Annotated in this window: 11 protein-coding genes; 4 read left to right on the top strand and 7 right to left on the bottom strand. The window is 29.1% G+C overall.

The window, feature by feature from the left end; translation table 11 throughout:
• Position 1: 1 nt before the first annotated feature.
• Positions 2-1,372 (bottom strand): sigma-54 dependent transcriptional regulator, encoded by a 1,371-nt coding sequence (locus tag ABJG40_RS00075; protein WP_348022538.1) that lies wholly within the window; start codon positions 1,370-1,372, stop codon positions 2-4.
• 163 nt (positions 1,373-1,535) lie between these two features.
• Here ABJG40_RS00075 and ABJG40_RS00070 point away from each other — a divergent pair, with 163 nt between their 5' ends.
• From ABJG40_RS00070 to ABJG40_RS00055, 4 genes are all read left to right on the top strand, one after another.
• On the top strand, positions 1,536-2,780 hold the full coding sequence (locus tag ABJG40_RS00070; protein WP_348022537.1) for an HlyD family efflux transporter periplasmic adaptor subunit: 1,245 nt from the start codon (positions 1,536-1,538) through the stop codon (positions 2,778-2,780).
• A gap of 91 nt (positions 2,781-2,871) precedes the next feature.
• Positions 2,872-3,573: an ABC transporter ATP-binding protein gene (locus tag ABJG40_RS00065; RefSeq protein WP_348022536.1), complete on the top strand. Its 702-nt coding sequence runs from the start codon at positions 2,872-2,874 to the stop codon at positions 3,571-3,573.
• Positions 3,574-3,600: 27 nt separating this feature from the next.
• On the top strand, positions 3,601-6,027 hold the full coding sequence (locus tag ABJG40_RS00060; protein ID WP_348022535.1) for an ABC transporter permease: 2,427 nt from the start codon (positions 3,601-3,603) through the stop codon (positions 6,025-6,027).
• A gap of 52 nt (positions 6,028-6,079) precedes the next feature.
• Positions 6,080-8,443, top strand: coding sequence for an ABC transporter permease (locus ABJG40_RS00055; protein WP_348022534.1), 2,364 nt, complete (start codon positions 6,080-6,082; stop codon positions 8,441-8,443).
• Positions 8,444-8,614: 171 nt separating this feature from the next.
• On the opposite strand, the gene ABJG40_RS00050 is transcribed toward ABJG40_RS00055, so the two are convergent.
• The 6 genes from ABJG40_RS00050 to ABJG40_RS00025 form a co-directional block, all read right to left on the bottom strand.
• On the bottom strand, positions 8,615-9,829 hold the full coding sequence (locus tag ABJG40_RS00050) for a threonine/serine exporter family protein (protein WP_348022533.1): 1,215 nt from the start codon (positions 9,827-9,829) through the stop codon (positions 8,615-8,617).
• Between the two features lie 99 nt (positions 9,830-9,928).
• Entirely contained in the window at positions 9,929-13,621 is a 3,693-nt protein-coding gene (purL, locus tag ABJG40_RS00045; protein WP_348022532.1) for a phosphoribosylformylglycinamidine synthase, read from the bottom strand.
• Positions 13,622-13,766: 145 nt separating this feature from the next.
• On the bottom strand, positions 13,767-14,864 hold the full coding sequence (locus ABJG40_RS00040) for an endonuclease (RefSeq protein WP_348022531.1): 1,098 nt from the start codon (positions 14,862-14,864) through the stop codon (positions 13,767-13,769).
• Entirely contained in the window at positions 14,864-17,035 is a 2,172-nt protein-coding gene (locus ABJG40_RS00035) for an endonuclease (protein ID WP_348022530.1), read from the bottom strand. The genes ABJG40_RS00040 and ABJG40_RS00035 overlap by 1 nt, the downstream gene beginning before the upstream one ends.
• A 74-nt stretch (positions 17,036-17,109) precedes the next feature.
• Positions 17,110-18,321, bottom strand: a complete 1,212-nt coding sequence (locus tag ABJG40_RS00030; RefSeq protein WP_348022529.1) for an RsmB/NOP family class I SAM-dependent RNA methyltransferase — start codon at positions 18,319-18,321, stop codon at positions 17,110-17,112.
• A 127-nt stretch (positions 18,322-18,448) separates the two neighbouring features.
• The coding region (locus tag ABJG40_RS00025; protein ID WP_348022528.1) for a T9SS type A sorting domain-containing protein at positions 18,449-21,548 on the bottom strand (3,100 nt) is incomplete at its 5' end.

The following is a 21,548-nucleotide window of genomic DNA, read 5'->3' as shown; positions in this document are numbered from 1 at the left end:
TCTATAATTGATGCTTTTCTAAACGTCTATACAAAGCAGCTCTTGTTAATCCTAAATCTTTTGCAGCTCTAGAAATATTACCTTGATGTTTTTGGATAGCTTGCTCAATTAACAACTTTTCAGTTTCTTCTAAATTTAAATTGTTTTCTAAATTTACAGTTGTTTTTTTAGCTGAAAAATGTAAATCTTCTGGGATAATTTTCTCATTATCGGTAATAATTACAGCTCTCTCAACAATGTGTTCTATCTCTCTAATATTTCCTGGCCAATTATAATTTTTTAAAGATTTTATAGCTTCTTTACTAAAACCTTCGATCTTTTTTCGGTATTTAATATTTAGTTTTTTTAAGAAATGATTTGCTAATAACTCAATATCTTCTTTACGATTTCGAAGTGGGGGTAAATTCAATTCAATGGTATTAATTCTAAACAGTAAATCTTGTCTAAAAGTTTGTTCATCTACCATTTGATGAATTGGTGCATTAGTAGCACAAATAATACGTACATCTAATTCTCTTTCTTTTCCTTCTCCTAAACGTGTAATTTTTCTATTTTGAATTACAGTCAATAATTTAGATTGTAAATGGAGTGGAAGATTGCCAATTTCATCTAAAAAAATAGTTCCGCCTTTTGCAAGTTCAAATCTTCCTAAAGTATCTTTTTGTGCGTCTGTAAAAGCACCTTTTGCGTAACCAAATAATTCACTTTCAAATAAATTTTCATTTAAAGAACCTAAATCTACATGAATAAAAGGATGATTTTTACGTGCTGACTGTAAGTGAATTTCTTTAGCGAAGACATATTTTCCTGTTCCGTTTTCTCCTAAAATTAAAATATTAGCATCTGTTGGTGCAACTTTCTGAACCAATTTAGTAGCAGTTTGCATTGCAGGAGAATTGCCAATAATATGTTCTGTTTGTTGATGAAAATCTTTGTCTTGTTGTTTTTGTACGGTTTCTAATTGTGTATTTTTTCTTTTAGAACGAGCCAATTCTAAACCAGCATTTACAACTCCGTATAATTTTTCTGTGTTCCAAGGTTTTAATATAAAATCTGTGGCCCCTTTTTTAATTGCATCTACAGCTAAATTTACGCTTCCAAAAGCAGTCATTAAAATAACAGTAGTTTCTGGGCTAATTTCTTTAATGTGTTTTAACCAATATAAACCCTCTTTTCCATCTTCAAAACCTATGCGATAATTCATGTCTAACAAAACAACATCTACAGTTGAGGATGTTAAGTGATTGCTTATTTTCTTGGGACTATTGGCTGTTATTATTTCAGAAAAATATTTTTTCAAACTAATTCTTGCTGAAAATAAAATGTCATCATCATCATCAACAATTAAAATTGTAGCTTCTTTTTTTCTCATGCTACATAGTTAATCATTTGTTTGATTATGAACAAATAAATGTTCGTTTTTGAACACTTTAAAATCAATAAAAATAATTAATATATTGAAAATCAATTGTTTGTGATTTTGTTTTGTGTTGGCATATTTATGGCTTTAACTATGCCAAACGAATCGAATACAAATGGATAAGCAAATAAAAACAAAAAGTAAAAAGACAAAGAAGATGTTACTTTGGGGAATTCCAATTTTAATAATTGTTAGTATTATTTTGATGAATTTAACACGAAAAAAACAAGTAAACTTAAAAAAAGATACAATAAGTATTCGTGAGGTTTTTAAAGGAGATTTTGAAGATGTTGTTTTATTTAATAGCACAGTAGAACCAAAAACATCTGTTTTAGTAAATGTAATTCAAGGAGGTTCTGTTTCAGAAATTTTTGTTGAAAGTGGGCAGATGATAAAAAAGGGAACTCCATTATTAAAAGTATATAATCCGAATGCAGAATTAAATTATTTAACGCAAGAAACAGCAATTGTAGAACAAATTAATAATTTAAGAAACATTAGAGTAAATATTAAAAATCAGCAATTGAGTTTAGACCAACAATTGTTAAGTATTGATAATGATTTTAGAAACGCTAAGCGTCAATATAAATTAGATTCTACTTTATACAACAAAGAAGTAGTGGCTAGAAATGATTATCAGAAATCTGCTCAAGAATATACATTTCAAAAAGAAAGAAGTGGTGTTATTAAAAAAAGTGTATCCGAAGAAAAAAAGAGTAGAGATGTACAATTATCTAGAATTGATATTTCTATTGCTAACATGCAGAAAAGTTTAGAATTGTTACGTAAGAATAAAGAAAACTTTATTGTTAAGGCACCTGTGGATGGGCTTTTATCATCATTCAACCCAATTTTAGGAGAAAGTTACAACCAAGGTAAACCAATTGGTAAAATGGATGTTTTAGATGGGTATAAATTAGTTGCAAGTGTAGATGAATACTATATTTCTAAACTAAAAGAAGGAATAAAGGGTAGAGTTGCAGTAAATGCTAAAAATTATGATATAGAAATATCAAAAGTATTATCAGAAGTTGTAAGCGGACAATTTAAGGTAGAACTTCTTTTTAAAGGAGACACCATACCTAAAAGTATAAAAAGAGGAATGTCTTTAAAAACCAAAGTGTTTTTATCTAACGATAGTAAAGCTTTGTTGATTTCTAAAGGTCAGTTTTATCAAAGTACAAACGGAAATTGGGTTTTTGTATTAAATTCTGATAACAAAGCGGTAAAGAGAACTATTAAAATTGGTAGAGAAAATCCTTTTTATTACGAAGTTTTAGAAGGTTTACAAGAAGGAGATAGAATAATAACATCTAGTTATGATGATTATGAGAATGTTGAAGAAATTAATATAGATTGAGTTAAAAAGTTTCAAAGTGGTAACGTTAATGTCAGTTCGAGCGCAGTCGAGAACTAATTAAAAATAAATAAAATTTAAAAAAATATAAGTGATGATAAAAATAACAGAATTAGTAAAAGTTTATAGAACAGAAGAAGTAGAAACTACAGCATTAAATAAACTAAGTTTAGAAGTTAAAGAAGGAGAATTTGTTTCTATAATGGGGGCATCTGGTTGTGGTAAATCTACACTTTTAAATATCATTGGTTTGTTAGATGCACCAAATGATGGAAGCTATCTTTTTGACGGTACAGAAGTCGCAAATTTTAATGAAAAACAACGATCTGGTTTACGTAAAGCAAATATTGGTTTTGTGTTTCAAAACTTTAATTTAATTGATGAATTAACGGTGTATGAAAATGTTGAGTTGCCATTAATTTATAACAAAATAAAAGCATCAGAAAGAAAACAACGAGTAACAGCAATTTTAGAACGAATTGGTATTGCACATAGAGCAAAACATTTTCCGTTACAATTATCAGGCGGTCAGCAACAAAGAGTAGCAGTAGCTAGAGCTTTAATTACAAATCCAAAATTAATTTTGGCTGATGAGCCAACAGGTAATTTAGATAGTAAAAGCGGAAATGATGTAATGGAATTATTAACAGAATTACATGCAACAGGAGCTACCATTATTATGGTTACACACTCATCTTACGATGCACAATTTTCTTCTAGAACCATCACCTTAAAAGATGGAGAAATTATTTCAGAAAAAACAAATGAACATAAAGTTGATGTTTTAGTTAAATAGAAATTAAATATTTAAAACTCGAATAAAATGATACAAACTTGGTTTAAAATATTTTTTAGAAATAGCAAAAAGAATTGGTTAAATGCATTAATTAATATTAGTGGATTAACACTTGGTTTAGCAGGCTTGTTAATTGTGTTACTGTATTTAAATGAAGAACAAAGTTACAATCAATGGAATCCAAATAAAGATGACGTTTACAGGGTAAATCTTGATCGTCCATCGTCAGGAGAAGTTTGGTTTACAGTAAATGCAGGAATGTATTTAACATATCCAAAAGAATTGCCAGAGGTTACTGAAGCTTTAATGGTAAATCCATTTTATAGAAGTAAAGTAATTCAATACAAAGATGGTTTTGAATTTAACGCTAAAACCATTTCTACTGAGCCTCAGTTTTTTGATTTTTTCCCTTTTGAAATCATAGAAGGATCTACTCAGAAATTTGCAGAAACAAGAACAAATATTGCCTTGTCTAGAGAATACGCAAAAAGAATTTTCAAAGGCGATAAAGCAGTTGGAAGTTCCGTAAAAATTGATGGTGATACTTATATTGTTGCCTGTGTTTATGAAATCCCGAAGAATTCACATCATGAGCCAGATTTGTTACTTCAGTATAGTGAAGCTTTTGAGGTGCATTGGGGCAATCATAATAATGAATTATTCTGTAGAATTACAAAAGGATCAGATTTAGAAGCTGTAAAGCAAAAAATGAATCAAATAATTATTGATAAAGCTTATAAACCTTATGCAGAAGAAAATGGTGTAACTGTAGAAGAATTTGATAAAAAATATGGAATTCCAACAGTACTTTTAGATAAATTAGACACCTTGTATTTACATAATACAGCAAAAAGAGCAGGTCCAAGCGGAACAGGAAATTATCAATTATTGATGGTCTTATTAGGGTTGTCTATTTTATTAATTGTAATTTCTTGTGTAAACTTCATTAATTTATCTGTTGCAACTGGTAGTCAAAGAGCAAAAGAAGTAGGAGTAAAGAAGACTCTAGGTCTATCTAAAAAACAGTTATTATTAGAATACATATTTGAAATTGTTTTACAAGGCTTAATATCATTTGTTTTTGCTTTGGTAATTGTAGAATTAGCATTGCCTTTTTTTAATGAGTTTGTAGAAACGGAGATATCAATTTTACATTCAAATTCATTAATTACTTTATTCTTTTCAGCAATTTTTGTATCACTTTTAGTAGGTAGTATTCCTGCAATTTATCTTTCAAATTTTAAAGCAATAGAAGTTTTAAAAGGTAGTGTTTCTAAAAGTAAAAAAGGGAATACAGCAAGAAACATAATGCTTGGACTTCAATTCTTAATTTCTGGTTTTTTTATTATCAGTATGCTAATTGTTGGAAATCAAATTAACTTTATAATGGAAAAAGAATTGGGTTTTGATAAAGAACAAGTTTTGTCTGTTGATGTTTATAGTATGCCAAATAAGCTCAATAAATATAAATTAACAAAAGAAGTTTTATCTAAAAATGAAAATATTATTGATGTAACTGCAAGTATGTTTGTGCCCGGAGAAGGTTATGTAAATGGTACATCTTTAAGACATAGCATAAACGATAAAAGTTTTAATTCAGCTTCAAATTTAGTAGATTATAATTATTTAGATTTTGCAAAAATTAAAGTATTAAAAGGTAGAAACTTTTCAAATGTAATTGCATCTGATAGTATTAATAAAATTATAATAAACGAAACAGCAGCCAAAAAACTAGGAATTTATAACAATCCTTTAGGAGAAAAATTAACTTTGGGTTGGTTAGAAGATGAAGATCCTACCAATAATTTTGAAGTAATTGGAATGGTAAAAGATTATCATTTTGATGGATTTGATACAGAAATTGCACCCATGTTTTTTGTACTTTGGGATAGATTTGATTTTGCACAAAGATGGATTCCTGCGATTCAATTTAAAATAAAACCGAATAATATTGATAGAACTATTGCAGAAATAGAAGAATATTGGAAACAAAACATGGATGCGAAATACCCATTTTCTTATGAGTTTTTAGACAAAAAATTTGCAAAAACATATAAAAAATACCAGAAACAGCAAACACTATTTTTAATACTTTCTTTATTAGTCATTTTAATTTCTCTTTTAGGTTTGTTTGCTTTGGCTACGCTAACAATTCAACAAAGGTTAAAAGAAGTTGCAATTCGTAAAACCTTAGGAGCTTCAGTTAAAGAAATCATGTTTCAGTTATTACAAAGCTTTTTAAAGATTGTTGTTATTTCTTCAATAATACTTGTCCCGATTGCCTATTATTTTATGCAAAATTGGCTGCAAAACTTTGTGTATAGAATTGATATGCCAATACTTCCATACATATTAACACCAATTATTTTAATTGTTTTAGTGTTTTCTGTAGTAGGATTAAAAGCATATAAAGCAACAAAAATTGATTTAATCAAATATTTAAAATTCGAATAAAATGATACAAACTTGGTTTAAAATATTTTTTAGAAATAGTAAAAAAAATTGGTTGAATATTTTAGTTAATATTCTAGGTTTAACTGTTGGTTTTGCTGGGTTACTATTGGTTTTGTTATACTTAAATGATGAGCAAAGTTATAATGCAAATAATACCAATGCAAATGAAATTTACAGAGTAATTCATAAAATGTCTGATGGTGATGTTTGGGATAGTAGTACAAATGTAGAAGGACCAAAATATTTAGAAGACATTCCAGAGGTAAAAGATTATTATTTAAGTGATGGTTGGTATGGAGATTTTGTAGTAAAAATAGACGGCAAAAAAATATTTACAAGAGATATGTTAAAGGGAAGCAATAGTTTTTTCGATTTCTTTCCTTATAAAATTGTAGAAGGTAGTGTAGATAATTTTAAAAAAGTAACAAGTAATGCTGCAATATCAGAAGAACAGGCAAAAATTTATTTTGGTAATAAATCTGCAATAGGCAAAACTATAACTTTTAGAGGAAGATCTTATATTATTACGACAGTATATAAAATAGAAGGCAAACATTTTTATATGCCAAAAGTTGTTACTCAATTTGCAAAAGAGCCAGAAGGGCATTGGGGTAGTTTTTCTAAGAATTTATTTATAAAAACAACAAAAGGTGCAAACAAAGAAGTATTAGAGAAAAAAGCATTAGCTGTTTGGTATCAAAATGAAGTATTACCATCCTCTAAAAGAGATGGTATTACACCAGAAGATTTTATCGAAAAATACGGAACAACTCCCATTTTAGAACCGTTAAAAGACATACGTTTAAAAACAATTGCAGATGAAGCTGGACCAGAAGGAAAAGGGAATTATCAATTAATACTAATTATGTTGTCTTTATCGATTTTGTTAATTATAATTTCTTGTGTAAACTTTATAAACCTTTCTATAGCGTCTGCAACACAAAGAGCAAAGGAAGTAGGTGTAAAGAAAACTTTAGGATTGTCTAAAATTACTTTAACAAGACAATATGCATTAGAAATTGTTTTTCAAGGTATAATTGCATTTATGCTATCATTATTATTAGTAGAACTTATTTTGCCTTCTTTTAATGATTTTATGAAAAAAGAAATTTCTATTCTTAATTATCAAATTCTTATAAAACTTATTTTTATAGCTTTATTAGTATCAATTTTAATTGGGTTTATACCTGCTTTTTATCTTTCTAAATTTAAAGCTGTAGAAGTTTTAAAAGGAAATGTATCTAGAAGTAAACAAGGTGTTTTTGCAAGAAATATGATGTTAGGAATCCAGTTTTTAATTTCAGGTTTTTTCCTTACTGGGTCTTTAATTATTTATAATCAAGTAGATTATATTATGAATAAAGATTTAGGTTTTAAAGGAGATCAAGTGATTGTTGTGTCTATGAATGAATATAAAGATAGATATAAAAAGTATGAATTAGCAAAAAAAGAATTAGTTAAACACCCAAATATAGACGTAGTTACAAGCAATTCATTTATGATTGGTGGTGGAAGTTCTAATTCTACCAATGTAAGTTTTAATGATATTTCTGTTCAAACAAATGGAAATGCAATAGACTTTGAATATTTGCAAACCATGAATATTCCATTAATTACAGGTAGATTACTACAAGAAAATAAAGCATCAGACACTTTAACTAATGTTTTAATTAATGAAACTTTAGCAAAAGCATTTAATATTTATGATAATCCTATAGGAAAAAAAATAAAATCTGGTTATGGTGGCTCAGAATCTAAAGATGGTAAATTTCAAGTAGTTGGTATGGTAAAAGATTATCATATTTTAGGTATGGATTCTAAAATTCCACCAACCATGCTATTTCATTGGAATACTTTTAATTTTATGAAGCAAAATTTTTGGATGATGCAGTTTAAGATAAAACCAGATAATGTACAAGAAACGTTGCGTTATATAGAAAACTATTGGAAAGAAAATGTAGAGCAAGGATATCCTTTTAGTGCACAATTTGTAAACAAACGTTTTGCAAGAACATATGCCAAATATCAAAAGCAAAAAACATTGTTTTTAATTCTTACTTCAGTAGTAATTATTATTTCTTTATTAGGTTTATTCGCTTTAGCAACACTTACAATTCAACAAAGATTAAAAGAGGTAGCAATTCGTAAAACATTAGGAGCATCTGTAAAAGAAATTATGTTTCAGTTAATAAAAAGCTTTTTAAAAATAACAGTAATTGCTTCAGTAATTTTAATTCCTATAGCCTATTATTTTATGGAAAACTGGTTAGAAAACTTTGTGTATAGAATAGATATGCCAATATTACCTTTTATTATAACTCCAATTCTACTTATAATTTTAGTTTTTGTAGTTGTAGGTTTAAAAGCATATAATGCTACAAAAATAGATTTAATAAAATATTTAAAATTCGAATAATTTTTTGGGCGTTTAAACGGGCTTTACGCGCTCGCTTTTTTACAGAAAAAGTAAAAAGAGCTCAAACAAAGCTTCAATCCCTAACGCAAAACAGCTTTTAGATTTTTCTAAAAGCTGTTTTTAATTAATATTTACTTTGTAATATTTTGTGTTTAAAAAAAAAAGATAATACTAAATTTTAATGCTTTTATGTCTTCTTTCTCTAAAAGTACCAGCAAACAAAAGTCCACCAATAATTCCCATCAAAATAAAAGCAACTTGTTCAAATAAGTCTCCAGAACCAGCAATAGAAGAGTTTAAAAAAGAACTGCTTAACCCCATAAAAGATTTACTACCTGGTACCATCATAACAATACCTTGTGTAAGGTAAACAGTTTTAGGCGTTTTTGTAATTCTTCCAAAAACACGACTAATTCCAACTACTGCTAAAGTACCTATAAAAGTACTCACTAAAACACCATAACCAGATAAAAAAACTGTGATTAGAAAAGCAAAAGCACCTGTTATAACTCCAAAAAACATGTCCTTTTTTCGAACTTGAAAAATTGGCAGCAATGTTATAGAAAATACAGGAATCGCTAAGAATAATGTCCATTTTGGCATTTCAGAAACATGATTTGTTAAATTAATATCCATAAAAGAGGTCATTAGCCCTAAACCAAGTAACACTCCAAAAAACTGTTTGAATAACAAAATAATTGCGTCAAATAGTTTTGCTCCACCAGAAACTAAACTTTTTGATGTTATTTCTTCTAAAGCAGTTGTAATTGCCAACCCAGGTATAAAAATAATAATAGATGCTAATATGGTTAAACCTAAATTCAATTCAGGAAAAATTAAGGTTAATAAACAACTAATAATAGTTACAATCAAGGCACTAAAAGATTCAAAAACATTTTCTAAATATTTAGATTTTGTAGCCAAAAACACCAAAAGATAAATTAAAGCTCCTAATAAAAAAGAAAATATAAAAGAAACCATATTTGTACCAATCAATAAACTAAAACAACCTGCAGAAAAAGCGTATGCTAAAGTTAAAAATAAGTGGTTTACTTCTTTAGTTTTAGAATGAATAATATTCAATTCATTATTTATTTCACTATTGTTTATTTTAGAGTCGATAACTTTATTAGTCAATTCATCAATTCTAGAAAAAGCACCTAAGTTTAAAACACCAGGAGGTATAGATTCTATATAATTATAAGAATGTTCTTCTTCATAAAAAACATAGTTTATCCAAGTTGGTAAATCCATAAAACTACCTGTAATACCTTGTGTTTTTGCAACTTCTGTTAAATAAGTTAGTATTTTATAAGAAGGAATACCATAAACATGCAGTGCTTTTCCTAATTCTACAATGAATCTATATTTTTCTGGAATTTTCATTTTTTAAAAATTAAATACAGTTATTTTCAGCTATTTATTAAAGCCAAAAAAAGGGCTAAAAAAGCCCTTTTATAATATAAACCTTTTTTAGGGCGAAAATTATTTCGTTAACCAATTTTTAGCATTTACAAATGCTTCTAACCAAGGCGTAACTTCATCTTTTCTGTTTGTTGGGTAATTTGCCCAGTTCCATTGAAACGTAGAACGCTCTATATGAGGCATTGTTACTAAATGTCTTCCAGATTTATCACATAGCATAGCTGTATTAAAATCAGAACCATTAGGGTTGTTTGGATACCCTTCATAACCATATTTTGCAACAATATTATAGTTTTCTTCAGACTCTGGTAACTTAAATTTACCTTCTCCATGAGAAATCCAAACACCTAATTCTGTTCCTGCTAAACTAGATAACATTACAGAATTATTTTCTTGAATTTTTACAGAAGTAAAAGAACTTTCGTGCTTTTGAGAATCGTTATGAACCATTTTTCCATGCACTTTGTGTTCGGGGTTAATTAGGTCTAATTCCATCCAAAGCTGACAACCATTACAAATACCAACAGATAAAGTGTCTTCTCTTTTAAAGAAGTTTTTTAGGGCTGTATTTGCTTTTTCATTGTATTTAAAAGCTCCTGCCCAACCTTTTGCAGAACCTAAAACATCAGAATTAGAAAAACCACCAACTGCACCAATAAATTGAATATCTTCTAAAGTTTCACGACCAGAAATTAAATCGGTCATATGCACATCTTTTACATCAAAACCAGCTAAATACATAGCATTTGCCATTTCACGTTCTGAATTAGAACCTTTTTCTCTGATGATTGCAGCTTTTGGTCTGTCTTTACTAATTTTAGGTAATTTTCCAGTAAAATTGGCTGGAAATTTATAAGTTAAAGGTTGGTTTTTATAATTATCAAATCTGTCTTGTGCTAAATTATTAGCTGTTTGTTTTTGATCTAATAAGAAAGAAGTTTTGTACCAAACATCTCTCATTTCAGCAACATCAAAAGAGAAATGATCTTCGTTGTTTTTAATGTTTATAATTCCTGAATTATTTGCTGTACCAATGGTAAAAAATTCAATATTATTTTCTGATAAAACAGCTTCTATAGAAGCATCTGCTTGAAAAACAATTCCTGAGTTTTCTGAGAATAATACTTTTAAAGAATCTTCTTCATTTAAAGAAGTAATATTAAAATCTGCTCCTAAATTAACATCAGCAAAACACATTTCTAATAAAGTTGTAATAAATCCACCAGAAGCAATATCATGTCCAGCAGTAATTTCATCACCTTTAATTAACTCTTGAATGGTATTAAAAGTGTTTTTAACAAAAGCAGAATTTGTAACATCTGGAGCGTCATTACCAATGGTATTTAAAACTTGTAAGAAAGAACTACCACCTAATTTAAAATCATCTTGAGAAATATTGATATAGTAAATATTACCACCATCAACTTGTAAAACTGGTTCTACAACTTTACTGATTTCATTACAATTAGCAGCAGCTGAAATAATTACAGTTCCTGGAGCAATTACATCTCCATCAGGATATTTCTGTTTCATTGATAAAGAATCTTTTCCTGTTGGAACATTGATTCCTAAATTGATAGAAAACTCTGAAACTGCTTTTACAGCTTTGTATAAACGAGTATCTTCACCTTCGTTTTTACAAGGCCACATCCAGTTTGCAGATAATGAAATTGAATCTAAATTATCTTTTAAAGGTGCCCAAATAATATTGGTTAAACTCTCAGTAATTGCATTTCTACTTCCAGCTTCTGGATTGATTAATGCAGCAATAGGAGAGTGCCCAATTGAAGTTGCAATTCCTTCTTTACCATTATAATCTAAAGCCATTACACCAACGTTGTTTAATGGAATTTGTAGTGGACCAACACATTGTTGTTTTGCAACTTTACCACCTACACATCTATCTACTTTATTTGTTAACCAATCTTTACAAGCCACAGCTTCTAACTGTAAAACTTGCTCTAAATAGATTTTTAAATTTTTCGTTTTATAACGTGGGTTTTTATATTTTCTGATAACAGTTTTATCTGTCATAATTGTTTTTGGTGATGAACCAAACATATCTTCTAAGGCTAAATCCATTGGTTTTTCACCAGTAGTTTTAGATTCAAAAGTAAATCTGTCATTTCCTGTAACTTCACCAACATCGTATATAGGAGATCGCTCTCTATCAGCAATTTTGTGTAAAGTTTCTAAATGTTTATCAGCAATCACTAATCCCATCCTTTCTTGAGATTCGTTACCAATAATTTCTTTGGCAGATAGAGTAGGGTCACCAACAGGTAATTTATCTAAATCTATTTTACCACCTGTATCTTCTACCAATTCAGATAAACAATTTAAATGTCCTCCAGCACCATGATCATGAATAGAAACAATAAAGTTTTCATCACTTTCTACCATTCCACGAACTGCATTTGCAGCACGTTTTTGCATTTCTGGATTAGAACGTTGCACAGCATTTAATTCAATTCCTGAATCTAAAGCTCCTGTATCTGCAGAAGAAACTGCAGCTCCACCCATTCCAATTCTGTAGTTTTCACCACCCAAAATTACAATTTTATCACCTTCTTTAGGAGTATCTTTTAAAGCTTGATCTGCTTTACCATAACCAATTCCACCAGCTTGCATAATTACTTTATCAAATCCAAGTTTTCTTGGTTTAGATTCACTAGAAGAAGAATTTTCTTCATGCTCAAAAGTTAATACAGAACCAGTAATTAAAGGTTGTCCGAATTTGTTTCCAAAATCTGAAGCTCCATTTGATGCTTTTATTAAAATATCCATTGGTGTTTGGTACAACCAATCTCTTGCTTCAAATTTTTTCTCCCAATATCTCGGGTTTTTGTCAGAATTTATAGCGGCTTCTAAACGAGAATAAGAAGTCATGTAAACTGCAGTTCCTGCTAAAGGTAAAGAACCTTTACCACCTGCAAGTCTATCTCTAATTTCTCCTCCAGAACCAGTTGCAGCTCCATTAAAAGGCTCTACAGTTGTAGGAAAATTATGAGTTTCTGCTTTTAATGAAATTACAGAATTAAATTCTTCTATTTGATAAAAATCTGGTTTGTCTGCTGTTTTTGGTGCAAATTGTTCCACTTTTGGGCCTTTTATAAATGCAACATTATCTTTATATGCAGAAACAATATCGTTTGGATGTTGTTTAGACGTTTCTTTAATCAACTTAAATAATGAAGTTGGCATTTCTTCTCCATCAATTACAAAAGTTCCGTTAAATATTTTATGTCTACAGTGCTCTGAATTTACTTGGCTAAATCCAAAAACTTCAGAATCTGTTAATTTTCTTCCAATTTTTACAGCAACACCTTCTAAATATGTAACTTCTTCATCGCTTAAAGACAAACCTTCTAGGTTGTTATAAGCAGCAATATCATCAATTTCTAAAATGGTTTCTGGTTGTATGTCTATTGAAAATGTTTCTTGATTTAATCTGCTAAATTTTTCTGAAATCATTGGATCAAAATCAGAAAATTCTGCAGAAGAAGCTAAAAATTCTTCAATTCTGACGATATCTGAAATACCCATATTCTGAGTAATTTCTACAGCATTTGTACTCCAAGGAGTAATCATTGCTGCTCTTGGGCCAACAAAAAAAGCATCTATTGATGTTTCTTCTATTTTTGGTTGATCTGCAAAAAGCCATGTTAATTTGGCAATTGTTTTTGCAGTTAATTCTTTTGTTGTTTGAACAGCATATATTTTACTGTTTTTGTTTCCAAAGAAATGAATCATTATAGTGTTGTGTTTACTAATTGTTCTAAAAATGCAAATTTACTTTATTTCAAATTAATTATTATCATTTATTTACTCGAAATTAGTTAGTTATTCACGTGTTTATTAACCAAAAAAAAGCGATTCAAAATGAATCGCTTTCTATTTATTTGACTATTATTTTTTTTGAAATACTGGAATCGGAATTTGTTATTTTGAGCAAATACATTCCGCTTTTTAAATCTTTAATCCTGATTTTATTATTTGTAATTTCTGGATTTTTAGCTTCAAAAACTTTAGACCCAATTACAGAATACATTACAATAGAATTGACTTTTAATTGATTTGGGATTGTAATTGTAACTCTATTAATAGAAGTTGGATTTGGATACACAGAAATATTTTCTAATAAAACAATATTTTCTGTTGATAAAACAGCACCCCAAATTTGAGAAACAAATTCTGGGTGATCTATAAACGGATTTCTGTTTCCTTGAAAGTTATATGATTCGTTATTTCTAACAATTTCTCTTTGACTTACAGGGTCATTGGTATGCCATTTGTAAAGTAATTTTAAATACCAGTCCTCATAAACTTGATTATTTGTTCCGTTTAAAGGATTGTTTGTTGCTGAGTGAGGATCCCAAGAACTACTTGTTACTTCATTTTCATAACGAGTAGCAAAGTACAATAACATTCTTGCGATGTCGCCTTTAAATTCATCTATTGGTTCAAAAACAGTGCCTGAATAAGTATCAAAAGTATTAGAACCTACTTTAGAACCATTATTTGATGTCCAACTTGCAGAAGAAACTTCACCAAAAGGATAATTACTTCTTCTTCCATTTACATATCCATCAGAAGGTACAACATGATGAATATCTGAACGCATAGGATATTGACTTTCAAAAAAACCTTGAGGAAAAATATGTTCTCTATTATAACAATCATTTTCAGAATTATAGTTTCCGCAATTTCTTATATTATGATCGTAATTATAAGAATCTGTACCTGTTGGGTTTTCTGAGTACATGTCTAAAACGGTATTATCATTCTCAAAAAAAGAATCATTATCTGTTTTTTTATATGCATCATATAAAGCACTATAACCATGATCTACATGACCATTAGAAATGATTGTTTTTAATTGAGTCTTTAAAGTATAACCACTTCCAGTGGCTGCATTATAATATTCAGATGGTATTTGAGAGTAACCAAATGAAATGGATAAAATAGTAATGACAATAAGTAATTTTTTCTTCATTAATTTTTGATGAATTTTGTTGAATAAATTTTGTTTTCAACTTCAAACTTAAGAATATAAATTCCTTTAGATAAATTTTGAGTGTTAATTTCTTCTTTTGGGGTTTGGATTGATCTAATCTTTTTTCCTAAATAATTATAAATACTTAAGTTTTTTATAGAAAAGTTATCTGTATTTTCTATATATAAAATAGAGTTAACAGGGTTTGGGTAAAATGATATTCCTTTCGAAATAAAATTATTTATAGATAAAGTTGAGTTATGTTGACCAATATCATCAACATTATCTTTAGAATAAATATCCCACTCATTATCAATGTCAAAAGCTGTATTTGGCTGTGAAACGCCACTTTTTCTACGGATGGTTTTATCTTTAGCAAAATCTGTTCCCCCTTCATTATAAACGCCAATAATATCTATTAAAACATCATTTTTGAATAATCCAACAGGATCATTTCCATTGAAATTTATTGGTGCTCCCCAATTTGTTTGGCTTGCATTTGGTTGTACTAAATCTGCTTGGTCTATTAAATTTTGTAAAGATGAACCTCCATTTATAATAACAAAAACATCACCAGAATTTATTGTTCCAGAAAGTTGTAAAACGTTATCCCAATCATGACTGTCTTTACCTGCGTTTTGTTGTCTTTTTATACTGTAACCGTTTAAATTTATATTATTTGGTGTAACATTTACTATTTCTATAGCTTTGTTATTTGATGATCCTTCTACATATTCAGAAAAGAACAATTCATTAGCTGTAGTAGTAGAACCATCTGTTGTTGTTGCATTTACAGAAGTACTTAAACTCGATTTATTACCAACTGCATCTTTAGCTAAAACTTGTATTGTGTAAGTAGTTGAAACTGATAAATTAGTAGCTGTATATGTTGGTTCTGTAACTGAATTTATAAAGTTAGTATCAATAAAAATATCATAACCTACTACAGCAGTATTATCTGTTGATGGATTCCAAGTAATTTTAAAAGTTTCGCCAGTTTCATTACTTATTACAACATTATTTGGCACTGTTGGAGCTTCTGTGTCTTGTAAAGTTGTTACATTAATTGCAGAACTTTGTAGAGATTTATTATTAGCGATATCTTTTGCTAAAACAGATATACTATAACTGGTATTAGAATCTAAACCCGAAATTGTTGTAGAGGTGTTAGTGGTATTGATTTTTAATTTTCCATCAATATAAACATCATAACTAGTTACAGCAACATTATCTGTTGAAGCAGACCAAGAAATATCAACTGAAAAAGTTGTAATATTTGATGCTGATAAATTTGTAGGTATAGTTGGGACTTCTGTATCATTACTTGTATAAATTCCCCAAATATCTTCGGCGTCAGAACCTCCCCAAATTCTTGTTGCAAGTCTAGGATTGTCTATAAAAGGATTTCTATTTCCTTGAGCCTCTGTATTGGTTGTGTTTTCATGGTAAGTGTTTCTTAATTTCTCAAAATTAGAAACAGGATCTTCGACATTCCATTGTAAAAATAAATCAATCATGTCATCTGGAGTATTAGAATTGTCACCTAATCCAACATTTGTTGGTAAACATCTGTCTCCATACCTAACATACATGTACATTATCATTCTTGCAACATCTCCTTTCCATTCGTCACCAGGATACCAGCCTAGAGAATTAGAACCATCAAGAGCGTCTATATAAGATTCTGTTGTAGCTCCAGAGTTTCCTGAACTATTAGAAAATTTTCTATTTCCTCTTGAAGAATTCCTTTGTACATCTGCAGGTCTTAAATGATGTGCATCTGATCCAGGACCAACTTCACCTAGATTTGGGTCTCCTAAAGAACGAGAAAATACATGCTCTCTATTCCAATCTCCAACACTTCCACTATTAGCATTTATTCCTCTTTCTCTATTATTTGTAACATCAGAATCTGTGCCATCTTCCCAACCATAAATTAATAAAACTTGATTGCTATTTAAAGGATTTACATCTGTTGCTTTTGAAGCATACCAAACTTGGTCATAGGTTAAAAAACGAGTATGAGTATTGATTATTTTGGTAGCTAAAGCATCTTTTAAGTCAATACCAGTAAGGTTTAAATTAACATCATTGTAATAATTTTGTTGAGCAAATGAAATTGTAGTAAAACATAAAATTGCCCAAAAGGTACATAATCTTTTCATCATCATAATTATATTATAAGTTGAAACGATTTCTTTTTCGATAAAATTAAATTGTTATACTAGCAATTAAAGTATAATAATTATTTTCTTTCTAGTAAAGCCATATAAAATCCGTCGAAACCAGAAATATGAGCTAGTACTTTTTTGTCTGATACAAAGGTAAACTCTTTTCCGAATTCTGATGTTAAGAAAGTATTAACTTGATCTTGATTTTCTGAAGGTAACACAGAACAAGTTGCATATACTAATTTTCCTCCTGGTTTTACCATTTTAGAATATTGTTGTAAAACATCTTGTTGTACTTTTTTAATATTGTCTATAAATTCTGGTTGTAATTTCCATTTAGAATCTGGGTTTCTACGAATAACACCTAAACCAGAACAAGGAGCATCAATTAAAACTCTATCTGCTTTTCCATGTAATTTTTTAATTGGCTTAGTAGAGTCAATTACTCGCATATCTATATTATGAGCCTTATTTCTTTTTGCTCTAACTTTTAATTTACGAAGTTTACTTTCGTAAATATCCATTGCAATAATTTGACCTTTATTTTCCATTAAAGCAGAAAGGTGTAGTGTTTTTCCTCCTGCACCAGCACAAGTGTCTACTACTTTCATTCCTGGTTTAACATCACAATATGCAGCAACAAGTTGCGATGATGCATCTTGCACTTCGAAATAACCATTATGGAAAGCTTCTGTTCTAAAAACATTGGCTCTTTCTGGTAATACTAATGCATCTGGATGATGAGGTACAATTTCTGTAATTACATTTTCTGCTCTTAATTTCTTTTGAAGTATTTCTCTAGAAATATTAAGTGTATTTGTTCTTAAAATTACTTTTGCTTGTTCGTTTAATGCAGCTATTTCTTTGGTCCAAACTTCTTCACCTAATTCTGAAGCACAGATTTCATCCATCCAATCTGGAATAGATTCTCTAAACTTTCTAGTTTTAGATAATTCTGCAAAACGACCTTTAATTCTTCTTTCTGGTACATCACCAATTTGATTCCAATCTGGTAAGGCAATTCCTCTTAGAATACACCATACAGAAAATAATCTCCAAATATTGTCTCTATCAAAAGGAGCTTTCACTTCAGCAATTTCAGCATATAAACGGTTCCAACGAACAATATCGTAAATAGTTTCTGCTACAAATTTTCTATCTCTAGCTCCCCAACGTTTATCACGTTTTAAAGCTTTTTCAACAGCTTTGTCTGCATAAACACCTTCATTAAAAATATCTCTGATGCTATCTATTACAGCAAAAGTTAAGTTTCTGTGTAGTCTCATTTTTATAAAATAATAGAGTGCAAAGGTACATCAAATTAAAAGTATTAGCTATTTTGAGTATTTATATTTTTAAAACAAAAAAACGGCTTGGAGCCGCTTTTTGTTTTAATAAATATGCTTGTTATTTTTACTCAATAATTATTTTTTTAGAAATAATTCCTTTATTTGTTTCTAATTTCACAACATAAATACCTGATGTAAGTTTGTTATTTATTTTAAGATTAAAAGTTTCTTTTTGTTCGTTTATTTTCCAGAGATTTACTTTTTTTCCTAGAATATTATAGAGTTTAACTTTTTCTATTGTTATCGTTTCGTTTTTAGATATTATTATTTCTTTATTAACGTTATCATTATAAACAGATGTATAGTTGGTTAAAACATTATCAATTGATAGAGTAGAAGTAGGAGTAAATGCTAAGAAAAACCTATCTGTATATACTCCTTCATCTAAGTTTAATACTCCATTTTCATTTAATAAATCATATGAAATATTTGTTACTTTATCTATAATATAAATTTTATCATTTATGTTTTTTAGCTCATCTATTTTTAATGTAATTTCTCCTGAATATCCCATTTTAATTTCTAAAGGTACCTCAAGTTCATCAGATATTTCTTGCACTCCTGCAATTACATATTTTTTGTCATTAGAAGGAAATTTCCAGTAAAAATCTGTATTACCAATATCATACATTTCTGAATCGTATCCAACATCGTGTCCGAATGATTGGAAAGAGCTGAATGAAACTGCAATTTGCCTGTGATAAATGTTATTATCATTAGATACAGAATTAAAGTTCATTCCTAATTTGATAATTGGAATTTCAATTTGTGTTGTTTTTTTCTTTTCAGATTTAAGAAATACAGATTCACTAGTTTCATCTATATACTCTCTCTGGCTATTATTAAACTCGATAGTTCCTCCATTAATATCATTACCTTGAACAAAAAATCCTTGGCCTATTGCAATAAATGCTTTTGGTTCTGTGTATTCTATATCTTCAAATCCTTCTGGATTTGTACTTGGTGCACAAGCTAAACTTCCGTCTTCATCAAATAAATTTATATAATCGATGTAAACAAGATTTTCATCGTCTGATTGTAATGTAATATCATCTAAGGGTTCAACACATAGAGAAATATTGATAATATCAAACTCATCATTTGTAGCAGGTAAAGAAAAATTGTAAGTTTTATTATACTCGCCATCAATTTTTAGAATAATTTTTTTATCAATATTTGCTTTATATCTTATTCTTAAAGTATCTGCACCCCTTGCTATTTTTTCATATTTTATAAAATTAGTAGATGCATTTAGACTTAGAACACTTATTGAGTTGCTATTATCTATAACTTCTTCAGAAATACCATCTAAAGAGTCTGCATTTTCTGACTCTAAAGTTAAATTTACTGGTCCAGCAGCATTAGAAGCGTTTTTAGCAGTTACACCTGTGGTAATATTTCTAGTTGCATAACCACCAACATAACCTGCAAAATTATGTCCTGCAGAATCTTCATTAACTGTAATTTCACCCGCATGTTCCCAAAAATATAAAACACCTGAAATAGAGGAACTATTATCTTCTATAAATTCTTTTACACCTATAGCTGATGCAAAAGGATTGGCTATTAAATAAGATTCATTTTTACCAATAGTAGAAGTTATTTTTCCGTCTTTAGGAATACCTAAAAAAGTATAATTTTGAGGTCTACCTGGTCCTTTAAAAATAAATCCATCAGTATTAGGGATAGCATTATTACTATATTTGTGAGCCCAACTATTTCTACTACCTCCATTTGCAACATAGGTATAAACCCAATAATCTGCAAGCGAAATAGGGTCTGAAATATCACCATCATAACCACCAATCCAATTTATATCTTTGGCAATATCACTGTTTACAGTTCCTGTAAAACTAGTAGGATTTGTACCGTCTTTTAAAATATCATCTACATTAAAAGAGTTTCCTATAGCACTTGTGGTTACAGGTGAACCGATATAATTATATCTATATAGACTTGGTACAGTAGAATTTTGATCTACTAATAATCTACCTGAACCTGTAACTAAAGAAGCAGATTCATGTGTTTGTATTAATTGAGATTTACTTTCTCCTGAAGGATCAATTAATCTAATATCACCATTTAAAACGACATTGTTAGTTACCACTAATAAATTATTTGTTATACCTAGTATTTTATTAGAATTTACAGTTAGTTTTCTAGCACTTAGACGATTGGAGATATGATTATAATCTTCATCTATAACCACAAAACGAGATCTATCTGGTACTCCATTAGACCAACTTCCTCCAGAAGTTGAAACTCTTGTTGTTATATTAATTCTATGTAAACCTAGTTGAGTATTCATCTCAGAACCTGAATTATTAATTTCAGAAATAAGTGGGGCATGAGGATGTCTACCTGAATTTGGGTCTAAAGATTGATTATAAGTTTCAATATTATCATCAATAAACACAACCCATTCACTAGGAGTATAAGTTGAGTTAGGTAATAGTGTTTCATCTATTCTAACATAAGAGGTATTATCTGAAAAATCAGAAATAATATCAAATCTATTAGCGTAAGAATTGGTGTCATTTGTTGTTGATAATGTAATAATATCATTAGCACTGCCAATATCTGTTAATTCATCATTGGTAACACTAATTGCATTAGAATTGATATTAGTTATTGTATTATTAGTGTTTCTGAAAATTACAGATTGTCCAGGAGAAAGAGCAGAAGTAACAGTGTAAGTTACATCTGGAGTTATACCTGTTTGATTACCTATTTTATCCTTATATAATTGTATGTTAATTAGGTTAGCAGCAATAGTATTTGTTTTACTAATGTTTGTAATTTCAATCCATTTTTCAGAATCATATTGATATACTTGTGTAATCATTATTTTTCCTTCTAAAATTTGATCTCTATAATCTAAGTCACCTGTACCTGGGTTGAAGTCGCTATCATCATCACCATAGGCATTTTCAAGAGTAGTTGTATTGGTTACTTTATTACCAGCACCTAGACCATCGTTTACAGTAGCACCAGCAGTACTAGAATCATCATTATCATCAAAGTTATCATCTAATCCATCATTATCAGTATCAGTACCCGCAAGTGTATTGTCAGTATCACCGTTTTCATTGATGTCTAATATTCCATCATTATCAGCGTCATTATCTAAATAATCAGGATTATCAGTATTGTCTGTATTTTCA

Source organism: Polaribacter sp. (genome assembly GCF_039939415.1).
GTDB lineage: Bacteria > Bacteroidota > Bacteroidia > Flavobacteriales > Flavobacteriaceae > Polaribacter.
This window is presented reverse-complemented; position numbering and strand designations above follow the sequence as displayed.

Bases quoted from the DNA above. Each gene is read 5' to 3' on its own strand.
- ABJG40_RS00065 (WP_348022536.1), top strand. From the start codon at position 2,872: ATGATAAAAATAACAGAATTAGTAAAAGTTTATAGAACAGAAGAAGTA.
- ABJG40_RS00070 (WP_348022537.1), top strand. From the start codon at position 1,536: ATGGATAAGCAAATAAAAACAAAAAGTAAAAAGACAAAGAAGATGTTA.
- purL (WP_348022532.1), bottom strand. From the start codon at position 13,621: ATGATTCATTTCTTTGGAAACAAAAACAGTAAAATATATGCTGTTCAA.
- ABJG40_RS00030 (WP_348022529.1), bottom strand. From the start codon at position 18,321: ATGAGACTACACAGAAACTTAACTTTTGCTGTAATAGATAGCATCAGA.
- ABJG40_RS00035 (WP_348022530.1), bottom strand. From the start codon at position 17,035: ATGATGATGAAAAGATTATGTACCTTTTGGGCAATTTTATGTTTTACT.
- ABJG40_RS00040 (WP_348022531.1), bottom strand. From the start codon at position 14,864: ATGAAGAAAAAATTACTTATTGTCATTACTATTTTATCCATTTCATTT.
- ABJG40_RS00060 (WP_348022535.1), top strand. From the start codon at position 3,601: ATGATACAAACTTGGTTTAAAATATTTTTTAGAAATAGCAAAAAGAAT.
- ABJG40_RS00050 (WP_348022533.1), bottom strand. From the start codon at position 9,829: ATGAAAATTCCAGAAAAATATAGATTCATTGTAGAATTAGGAAAAGCA.
- ABJG40_RS00075 (WP_348022538.1), bottom strand. From the start codon at position 1,372: ATGAGAAAAAAAGAAGCTACAATTTTAATTGTTGATGATGATGATGAC.